Here is an 11,608-nt window from a genome sequence, read left to right as displayed (position 1 = left end):
ATTGATGGCACCTCTCAGCTTGATCTTGTGATCACTTTCAGTGAAGACATGGATAATTCAGGAAGCAATGACCCTGTGATTTCATTCCCGGTCGAGGATCCATCAGCATCACTATCCTTTAGTGCTGGAATCTGGAATAGCCTAACAGAATACGCAGCGACCTATACTGTGACAGATGCAGATCAGGACTTAGCAGATGTTGATGTACGGGTCACTGCTGCTCAGGATGCCCTGGGGAATATCTTGGCTACACATGACGAAGCGGATAATTTCTCTATCGATATGGCTGCTCCTACCATTACGATCACTACTCCAGTGGCAACAGATGATTTTATCAACTTTATTGAAGAATCCTCAGTATTTGTTAACGGTACTACAACAGCAGAAGATGGCCAAACAGTAACAGTCACATTTGATGATGGTGGTTCCACAGTGGTAGCTTCTCCTATCGCAGGAAGTGGCGCGTGGACTGCTAATTTTGTGAATGTCTCAGGATTAGCAGAGGGCAACATCACCATCACAGCAGATGTAACAGACGTGGCTGGAAATCCGGCGACACAAGCCTCAACGGTAGTTGTTAAGGATACCGAATTACCTACGTTGCCTACCGTTTCCATTGCTTCTGATAATTCCTTTGATGCGAATCAGGCTTCTCCAGGCCAGGTCATTACCCTCTCTTTCACGGCCAGTGAAGACATCAACATACCGACAGTCACGATTTTCGGGAATATCGCTGCCATAAATGATCTTTCCGATGCTGATGAGACCACATGGCAGGCAGCTTATGTTACAGCAGGGACTGACGCGGAAGGTACGGTACCTTTTAGCATTGACTTTTCTGATTTGGCGTCTAATGCGGGTACACAGGTGACCGCAATTACTGCTGGAGGGGATGTGAATTTTGATAAAACTCCTCCCACCACTCCCACGGTCAATGTATTGGTGACCAATAATGATAACCCGCTGGTATCCGGAACATTCGATGCAGCAAGCGGCTCTGTTATTGTGGAGGTTTCTATTGATGGCGGAGCGAATTTCTTTACCGCCAATCAGACGACCAGTGATTGGGACTTCACATTTACAGGAGTTGCAGATGGTACGTATGACGTGATCGCCCGAACAGAAGATGCGGCAGGTAATCAGGTTTCTGATGCAACCACGAATGAATTGACTGTTGATACAAGTAATCCGAGTATAACGTCTGGTTCAGCCACCCCATCAATTGAGGAGCCCTCAACTACAGTAGAAACATATACGGCGGATGAAGCGGTTACCTGGTCGTTATCAGGAACAGACGCGTCTTTATTCTCGATAAATACGAGTGGTGACCTTTCCTTCAACAGTGCCCCGGACTTTGAGACCCCTGGTGATGCGGGTGGAGACAATGGCTATGATCTAACGGTGACAGCCACAGATGTCGCAGGAAACGTCGTGAACCTAGTTGTACTGGTTACGGTGACGGATCTGGATGAGATCGATCCAGTCATTACTTCGGGTAGCGGAACACCATCAGTTGCGGAGAATGTAACAACTGTAGAGACTTATACAGCGGATGAAGCCGTAGCCTGGTCACTATCAGGAACTGATGCGTCTTTATTTTCGATAAATACGAGTGGTGATCTTTCCTTCCTCAGTCCCCCAGACTTTGAGGTTCCAGGTGATGCGGGTGGGGATAATACCTATGATTTGACAGTGACAGCCACGGATGGCACAGGAAACTTCGTAGATCTGGTTGTTGCAGTTGCTGTAACGGATGTAGATGAGATCGACCCTGTCATTACTTCGGGTGGTGCCACACCAACGGTTGTCGAGAATGTAACTATAGTAGAAACCTATACGGCAGATGAAGCCGTGACCTGGTCGTTATCAGGTACAGACGCTTCCTTGTTTACGATCAATACAGGCGGTGATCTTACTTTCAATGTTGCCCCGGACTTTGAGGTCCCAGGTGACTCTGGAGGGGATAATGGCTATGATTTGACAGTGACAGCCACAGATGGCGCAGGAAACGTCGCGAATCTGGTAGTACTGGTTACAGTGACGGATTTGGATGAGATCGACCCTGTCATTACTTCGGGTAGTGCGACACCATCTGTTATCGAGAATGTAACTACAGTAGAAACGTATACCGCAGATGAAGCCGTGACCTGGTCCTTATCAGGAACAGACGCGTCTTTATTCTCGATAAATACGAGTGGTGACCTTTCCTTTATCAGTGCCCCAGACTTTGAAGTTCCAGGAGATGCAGGCGGAGATAATGGCTACGATTTGACAGTGACCGCCACGGATGGCACAGGAAATTTTGTAGATTTGGTAGTAGCAGTTACTGTGACGGATGTAGATGAGATCGATCCAATCATTACGAGTGGTTCTGCCAGTCCTTCAGTCGCTGAAAACACGATAGAAGTAGAAACGTATACTGCTGACGAGGCAGTGACCTGGTCGGTATCAGGAACAGACGCGTCTTTATTCTCGATAAATACGAGTGGTGACCTTTCCTTTATCAGTGCCCCGGACTTTGAGGTTCCAGGAGATGCGGGTGGAGATAATACCTATGATTTGACATTGACAGCCACAGATGGTACAGGAAACTTTGTGGATCTGGTTGTAGCAATTACGGTGACGGATGTAGATGAGATCGACCCAGTCATTACGAGTGGTTCCGCCAGTCCGTCGATTTCGGAAAACACGACTACAGTAGAAACGTATACGACGGATGAAACTGTGACCTGGTCAGTATCAGGAACAGACGCCTCATTGTTTACGATCAATACAGGCGGAGATCTTACTTTCAATGGTGCCCCAGACTTTGAGGTTCCAGGAGATTCAGGTGGAGATAATATCTATGATTTGACAGTTACGGCAACAGATGGCGGTGGTAATACGGCGGATCTGGTGGTAGCAGTCACGGTGACAGATGTTGATGAACTTGTTCCAACACCTGTGATCACCAGTGTTTCAGGAAGCCCAACGAATGTCAATCCATTCAGCATTCAGGTAGACTTTGGGGAAGTGGTAACGGGTTTCACAGCAATAGATGTGGCTCCTACGAATGGTGCCTTGAGCAATTTCGTGAATGTAGATGGTCAGACCTATACATTTGATATCACCCCGCTACTTTCAGAAACCACCGTCAATGTCTCGATTCCAGCGGCAGCGGCAGCAGATGGAGCTGGCAATGACAACACGGCGGCAGACCTGGACATCATTTTCGATGAAGTAGTGCCAACGGTGGCGGTAAATTCCCTAACGACGGCAGACACAACCCCAGAACTTACCGGAACGGTAAATGATAATACGGCAACAATTTCGGTGACGGTAGATGGCACGGCGTATACAGCGACCAATAATGGCGACGGCACATGGACACTGTTCGATAATACAGTGACCGGATTAGCAGAAGCGACCTATGATGTTGTGGCGACGGCAACGGATGCAGCGGGGAATGTGGGAACGGATGGCACGACTGATGAGTTGGTGGTAGACGCGACGGCACCGCTGATTACGGTTGATGCCTTAACTACCTCGGATACCACTCCAGAACTGACTGGAACGATAGATGATAATACGGCAACGATTTCAGTTTCGGTAGATGGCACGGCTTATAGTGCAACGAACAATGGCGACGGCACATGGACACTAGTTGATAATACTGTTGCCGCATTAGCAGAAGCGACGTATGATGTTGTGGCGACGGCTACTGATGCAGCAGGAAATGCCGGTACAGATGCAACTACCAATCAATTGATCATTGATACTTCGGGTCCTTCGATTACTTCAGGCAGCGATACTCCGTCGATAGCCGAAAATACCACCGCTGTTGAGACTTATGTTGCGGATGAGACAGTAAGCTGGTCGATGACAGGTACGGATGGATTGCTGTTCGACATTGATGGCGGTACTGGAGTTTTGATATTCAACACAGCCCCGGACTTTGAAAACCCTGGAGATGCAGATGGGGACAATGTTTACGAGATAGAGATTACAGCAACAGACGGATCAGGCAATGAAACGAACCTTCCTGTGACGGTAACTGTAACGGATGCGGATGAAATTGCACCGGTGATCTCGGGTAATTTCACACCATCGGTGGAAGAGAATATCACAACAGGAGAAACGTATACCGCTGATGAAGCAGTTACCTGGACGGTTACCTCTGGCGCAGATGCAAGTCTGTTTACCATCGCTTCAGATGGATTAGTTTCCTTCACTTCTGCTCCGGATTTTGAATCACCCTCGGACGCGGATGGTGACAATGTCTATGAAGTGACGATTACGGCTACAGACGCTGCGGGTAATGCTTCAGATGAGGCATTAACAATCACAGTAACGGATGTGGATGAAATCGCTCCGGTGATTTCAGGTGACTTAACGCCATCGGTAGCAGAAAATAATACAACGGTAGCCACTTATACAGCAGATGAAACGGTTACCTGGTCGGTTACTTCAGGAGCAGACGCAAGTCTGTTTGCGATCGCCTCAGATGGAACAGTCTCTTTCTCTACTGCTCCGGATTTTGAAGCCCCTTCAGATTCGGATGGAGATAATGTTTATGAAGTAACCATCACCGCAATTGATGCTTTAGCCAATGCTTCGGATGCGAGCCTGACGATCACGGTAACGGATGAAGATGAAGTTGCACCAACGATTACGGTGAACAGTTTGAGTACCAATGAGGCAAGTCCTGAACTATCAGGTACTGTGGATGACAATGATGCCACGATTGAAGTTACGATTGGAACAGATACGTATACAGCTACGAACAATGGAGATGGCACGTGGACGTTGGCTGGAGGAACGATTGTGGCCTTAACGGATGGCACGTATGAGGTGATCGCCACGGCAAGGGACTTAGCAGGCAATGTGGGTACGGATGCAACAACAGATGAGTTGATCGTGGATACGACCGCACCAACAGTGACGGTAACAGCCTTAACGACGAGTATTGTCAGCCCTGAATTGAATGGAACCTATATCGAAGCGAATGGAGTAGCGAGCATTACGGTAACAATAGACGGCACGGACTACACGGGCACGGACAATGGAGATGGCACGTGGACCCTTCCAGCAGGAACGCTGGCCGACCTTGCCGGAGGCACTTACGATGTATTGGTAACGATCACGGATACATTTGGTAATACAGGTGCGGATGCTTCAACGGATGAACTGACAATCGACCAGTCAACTGCTACCACTCCTGTGATCACGATCAACACAACAGAGAGCCTTGATAGAAGCCCAGAACTGACGGGAACGGTGGATGACAATGATGCGGAGATCAAGGTGACGGTAGAAGGGACAGAATATGGGGCTACGAATAACGAGGATGGAACCTGGACGCTGGCTGCGAATACGTTCCCAGAACTGAATGTGGGTACCTATGACATCATCGCAATTGCCACGAACCTGTCTAATTTGACGGGTACGGATGCCACGACGGATGAATTACGGATCTTACCAGCAGCAACAACGGCTTTGGCCGCTACGGACATTACCACAGGTAGCTTTACGGCGAACTGGTCAGCACAAGACGGAGGAGCACAGACGTACCTATTGGATGTAAGTGAGGATGAGAACTTCAGCTTCACCTTTTCGATCTATGGGGACTTTGATACCGAGGGAGAATTAAGCGAAGTGATCAGCTCATTGGATTATAACACGAGGTTCTACTACAGGGTGCGGGTACAGTATACGAGTGGAGATATCTCAGATTACTCGAATACGGTGACGGTACTTACAGCCACGGACCCAGGCACATCGAGAGACTCCCTGGCACTGGTAGCGATCTATAACGCGACCGACGGAGCGAACTGGGAAAGGAATAACAACTGGCTGACGGGAAGGTTGCGCACATGGGAGAACCTGAGTGTGGATGCGACAAGAGTAACGGGCATCAACCTGAGTAACAACAACCTTCATGGCACGATAGCGCCGCTCACTACTGGCCTTGGCGAAGTGACCTCCTTAGACTTGAGCAATAATGAACTGCAAGGTGTAGGCGGCCTAACCTCAATGAGCTCCCTTGAGACATTGGATGTATCGGGCAACTTCATTCAGTTTGGGGACTTAGAGAACCTGGTGGGTGCAGCGACGAATGTGAACTACGATAACCAGGGGATCGTGCTGGAAGAAGTAAGGGCCTTACAGGAAATAGGCACGAGCTACACGGTGGATAGAACGATAACGGGATCGAGCAATACCTACGAATGGTACGAGGTAGATGAAGTGACAGGTGCAGAGACGTTGATCACGGATCTGAATGGCGTATCGGTATCTGGTAATTCGTTCACGATTCCCTCGATAGAGGAAGATGATGAGCGCATCCTGTTAGTGAAGGTGACCAACACATTGGTAACCGGATTAGAATTGACGAGTGCGCGGTTGTTCTTAAGGGTGAGTTCACTGGCCAGAGACTCACAGGCGCTGTTGAATATCCTGGAAGCGACAGGAGGCAATGATGGGGACTGGTCCCCAACGCAGGCCTGGACTGGCGATGTACAGAACTGGAGTGGCGTTGAAGTAGAGAACTCCCGGGTGGTAGGGCTGAACTTGTCAGCAGCACAATTCAGAGCAGGTCAGCTGACAGGCGAGCTTCCAGGAGACATCTTAGACATAGCGAACTTAAGGACGGTTAACCTGGCGAACAATGCGCTGACGAAGATCCCAGACATGACGAGGCTACCAAACCTGGAGACGCTGAATGTAGACAGAAATGCGCTTCAACCAGGAGATCTGGAGCCGCACATCAATATCACGACGTTCACGTATTCGAACCAGGCGAAGTTTGGACCAGAGAATGTGAATGAGGCGATTGGGAAGGGCAGTAACTACACGATAGACCTGAGGGTAACCGGGACGGCCAATGAGTATCAGTGGGAGTACAAAGGTCCAGCGACACTTGACACAATTAAGGTAGATGATGCGACAGCCGGCACCATTGACATCAATGACATCAACTACGAGAACATGGGTGCTTATAAGCTGACGGTAGAGAACTTGCTTCTACCCACGCTAGGGGAATATGAGAGTCATCCACAGGTGATCAATGCGACCACTTCGGTGATGTTCACGCCGACCTATATCGACACACAGACAGAAGAGACGCTGAACCTTACGGAGGGAACGGCGGACCTGTTGCAGATCTTGAAGACCCAGATGCGATTTGACTCAGTGGGCACGACGACTGTAGGCGCAGACGGCTTTGCGTTCACAGATGTGGTACTGGGCGACTACCTGATAGGCGTGAAGGCAGAGAACGTACCAGACCTGCTACCGACGTACTACAGGAGTGAGTTCTTGTGGGAGCAAGCGGACACCTTGTTCTTGAGAGATGTGGTCTCCGAAGCACTAACGATGCAACAGAATCCACCGGATCTACCGATTCTCCCAAATGGAGGTGTGGTGAACATGGAAGTAGTGAGTGACTTTGCCGAAGACGGGGAGGATGAGAACGGTAACCGTATAGAGGCCAGACGTAAGGTGAAGCGAGCGGGCTGTTCGTTGCGTCGAAGAAGAAGAGCGAGTGGTGGTCGTCCGGAGAACGATGACGAAGAGTTTGAGTTGGTGGTGTACAAGGAGACGGATGACAATGGTCAGGTGACGTTTGAGAACCTGCCTGATGATACGTACTTCCTCAACATTGAGTACCCGGGAATCCCGATGGACCCAAGCACGACGATTGAGTTCACCGTAGGTGCGGGAGGCATAGAAGACAATGAGTTCACCCTGGAGGCGGTAGTTACCGAAGATGGAATTGCGGTCGAGTTGATCGAGGCCTTGGGCTTCTACCGTCAGTACTTCAAGGACCTTGACATCTATCCGAATCCTGCGGACAAGTACCTGAACATCCGCTATGAGAAGCTGATGAGTGATCAGGTGAAGGTGCAGATCCTGAACCTGGAGGGTAGAGTGATGCATGAAGAGGATGTGAGGAAAGGCTTCAATCAGGAGATGCAACTGGAAGTAGACCTGTTAGATCCGGGCATGTACCTGGTGCGTTTCTACGACCCAGAAAGCCCGGCCCCAACCATCATCACCTACAGAGTTATGATTAGCAGATAAGAGAAACGGAGGATTTCTAAAATACAACCCTGACAGTGTTTGGCTGTCGGGGTTTTTCATTTCTTCTAATCTCTGATTATAACTAACCTTCCTTTTTTAACTCAGGCAATTGGCAAAGGGATAGGTTTTCTAAGATTGAATGTGAGCGTTGATTATCTAGCTTGAAGTACTTTTGATGCCACATAAGAACGCACAGCAATATGACCTTTAATACCGAAGAAATCAATCGCTTGATCCGGAACAGAAGATCCATCTATCCACCTCAATATTCAGGAGAATCAGTTCCCGACGAAGTGATCAATGAAATGTTGGAGAATGCGAATTGGGCACCGACGCATGGTTTGACAGAACCGTGGAGTTTTGTGGTTTTCAAAGGTGAAGGCATCCGGAAGCTGGCCACTTTTCAGTCGGAACTCTACAAAGAAAAGGCCACCGCCGCAGGGAATTTCGACGAGAGTAAATTCAAAAAACTGGCCAACAAACCATTGCTTGCTTCACACATCATTTCCATCGGGATGAAACGCGAATTGAAGCTGCGATTCCCAGAAGTGGAAGAAGTAGAAGCGGTAGCGTGCGCGGTTCAAAATATGTACCTGACAGCAACGGCTTATCAGGTAGGATGCTATTGGGGTTCGGGTGGTGTCACTTACTACGATGAAGCCAAGTCATTTTTTGGCTTGGGTAAGGATGATCGGCTGTTGGGATTTCTTTATTTGGGGATGCCAAAAGGAGATTGGCCACAAGGACGCAGAAAGCCGATCGCTGACAAGGTGAAGTGGGTTCAGTAGATCAATTTCCATCGGAAGGCCCAGGCCCACGATAATTGAGCTGTTTCGATTCCTGCCTGATTCAGTATTGCTTCAAGTTCCTTTCGTTTGAAACCTCGGGCAACAGACATTGCTGCATCGTTTTTGACCATATCTGACTTTGAAAACCAGCCCGTCAACCATTTGATGGAATAATACGCAAGGTGGTGTCGGTGCAGGTCATTGATGATGACTTTTTCGCTTGCCATTTGTTTAAATGTCCCGAATAGTTGAGAAAGTTGCGCCGAGGTGAAATGATGACAGAACAGACAGGCATGGATCACGTCACACTGAATTTCACGAAATGCTTCACTAAGTATATTTAAACACTGATAGGATATTTCGGGGTAATCTTTCGTATGTCTTTTGGCATATGCGACAATGTTGGGATTCGCATCAAATCCAGTAAAAGTGGCTTTGATCCCTCGTTTTCGGCAAAGGTCTGCCATGACCTTCATCAAGTCCCCGCTACCACATCCCAGATCTACCAAATGGATGGGTTCGGTTCTGTTTTTAAGTAGCTCCTTAAAAGCCTGTATACTGATCTGATTGCCACCTAGCAACCGATTAATGACATCTAGTTCTGCTAAAGTCTGGTCAACAACAGGACCTTCACAGAGCAGGTCGTCCATCAATTCCTCTTCATCCGATCGCTGGCTTAAATCAATCAAACGGAGATCACTTTTAGTAACATACTTTCCAGCGTCAGACCAGGTCCGAAGGCGAAACTCAGGATATCTTCCTGATGATTGGAGGCATTTAATCCGGCCATTAATTCTTTGAGGACAAAAAGGACGGTGGGCGAAGACATGTTCCCGTATTCGCCCAGCACATGACGGGAAGCTTGATTCTTTTCCGAAGGAATCTGCAGCTCCTCCTCAATGACTTCCAGGATTTTTCTACCTCCTGGATGTATCGCATAATGTTCGATGTGGTGATCTGAGACTTTGGAGAGCAATTTGGACGTCAGTTCACCAATTCCAGTCTTGATCACCTCGGGGACCTCAGCGGTCAGTTTCATTTCAAAACCCACATCACGAATGAACCATCCCATTTCATCTTTGCCTTCAAGGGCCAGGTCACTATAGAAATGTTCCATGACCAGATGGGTCTTGTTTGTTGGAGTTGAGTCTACCAGGACCGATGCGGAACCATCACTAAACAGTGCATTGGACAACAACATGTCTTCGTCTTTCGACTTTTGGAAATGCAAACTGCATAACTCAACCGTCACGATAAGCACCTTAGCACTGGAATCATGAGCCGCGATGTGATTGGCTACTTTCAAGGCATTGAAGGCGGCATAGCATCCCATGAAGTTGATTGATGTACGTTCTACGTCAGTGTTCAATCCAAGATGTTCAACCAGGTCAATGTCGAGCCCGGGAGCGTACATGCCCGTACAACTGACTGTGATCAAATGGGTGACGGATGATAAATGATCCTCGACCTGATCAAAACAATTGACTACTGCCGCCTCAGCGAGTCCCAATGCCTCTTTCCGGTAAAGCTCCATCCGGTCGGAGGTGGTGGGAAAGGGTTCCAATGCGGCATTTTTTGGAAAGAACATGTAGTCCTCCATCTCAGCGGCATAGTCGGGAACGACAGAATATCGATGTTTGATACCACTAGTGGCAAACAAGATATGAAGGTTACGAGACTGTCTTTTATCCAGGTCCAAATGCCGGGTCATAAAAGTAGCTAGCTCCTTTTGGTTGCATCGATAAGAAGGTACAGCAGTACCAATGGCATGTATTCTAGTAGGCATGGATCAGATTCCCTAGGACAAATGAAAATTCTACCATACTTTTAATTCTGCTGCTATGAAAAGATCTACCCTCCTGCATCTCCGATTCCCTTTTTCCCTTTTTTTACTTCCTGTATTTCTATTCGCGGTAGCAGTATGCCAGGCGCCCATGAATGTCAATTTCCTGATGGTTTTCGTGATCCTGCACTTTTTGGTCTATCCGGCTTCCAATGGCTTTAACTCTTATTTTGATAAAGATGAAGACAGCATTGGTGGACTCAAAAAGCCACCTAAAGTTACACAAGAGCTTTACTTGGTCGTCACTATCATGGATTTAGTTGCGCTTGGACTAAGCTTTTTTTTGTCCGTCCCTTTTGGGTTCATGATTTTGATCTACATCGGGGTATCACGCGCCTACAGTCATCCGATGATCCGCATCAAAAAGTACCCGGTTTTGGGCTGGCTCATCACTGGTGTTTTTCAGGGTTACTTTACGCTGCTGTTGGTTGTAGTTGCTTTGACTGGGACTGATCCTTTTTCACTGCCAATGTCTTATCATTTGGCAGGGTCGATCAGTACATTGTTGCTATTTGGTTCGTATCCAATGACCCAGGTCTACCAGCACGAGGAAGACCAAAAAAGAGGAGATCAGACCATCAGCTTAAAATTGGGGATCCTGGGGACTTTTCATTTCACGGGATTACTTTTTACCACCGCTACCGCCGGATTCCTTTGGTACTTCCTGACCTTTCAAAGTGTGAGTCTGGTGTATATCTATCTGGCTTGTTCAGGTCCGGTACTTTTGTTTTTTGGCTGGTGGTACCTTCAGGTCCGGAAAGATCAATCTAACGCCAACTTTGACAATACCATGCGACTAAATGGCATCTCCTCTCTCGCGTTCATCACCTTCTTTTTGGTTTGGTGGTTGGGGTATTGAGATTTGCCTTATTCCAGCTTTGTCTCTTATTTTAAAGTCACACTGAGGCTCTCGCCC

Annotated in this window: 5 protein-coding genes; 3 read left to right on the top strand and 2 right to left on the bottom strand. The window is 48.1% G+C overall.

All coding sequences use genetic code 11. The features are described from left to right. The first annotated feature begins 27 nt into the window (after positions 1 to 27). Entirely contained in the window at positions 28 to 8,061 is an 8,034-nt protein-coding gene (locus tag R8G66_29785) for an Ig-like domain-containing protein (GenBank protein MDW3196605.1), read from the top strand. 200 nt (positions 8,062 to 8,261) lie between these two features. Further along, a complete protein-coding gene (locus tag R8G66_29780; GenBank protein ID MDW3196604.1) occupies positions 8,262 to 8,849 on the top strand; it encodes a nitroreductase in 588 nt (195 codons plus the stop codon). Here the strand turns inward: R8G66_29780 and R8G66_29775 are convergent. Continuing rightward, positions 8,843 to 9,538, bottom strand: coding sequence for a methyltransferase domain-containing protein (locus tag R8G66_29775; GenBank protein MDW3196603.1), 696 nt, complete (start codon positions 9,536 to 9,538; stop codon positions 8,843 to 8,845). The genes R8G66_29780 and R8G66_29775 overlap by 7 nt on opposite strands. Further along, entirely contained in the window at positions 9,535 to 10,635 is a 1,101-nt protein-coding gene (locus R8G66_29770; GenBank protein ID MDW3196602.1) for a type III polyketide synthase, read from the bottom strand. Before R8G66_29770 ends, R8G66_29775 begins: the two co-directional genes overlap by 4 nt. A gap of 55 nt (positions 10,636 to 10,690) precedes the next feature. On the opposite strand from R8G66_29770, the gene R8G66_29765 reads away from it, so the two are divergent. Next, positions 10,691 to 11,551, top strand: coding sequence for a UbiA family prenyltransferase (locus R8G66_29765; GenBank protein ID MDW3196601.1), 861 nt, complete (start codon positions 10,691 to 10,693; stop codon positions 11,549 to 11,551). Positions 11,552 to 11,608: the final 57 nt, after the last annotated feature.

Source organism: Cytophagales bacterium (assembly GCA_033344775.1).
In the GTDB taxonomy this organism is placed as follows: Bacteria; Bacteroidota; Bacteroidia; order Cytophagales; family Cyclobacteriaceae; genus JAWPMT01.
Note: the sequence above shows the minus strand (reverse complement) of the source record. Positions and strands in the feature narration are given on the sequence as shown.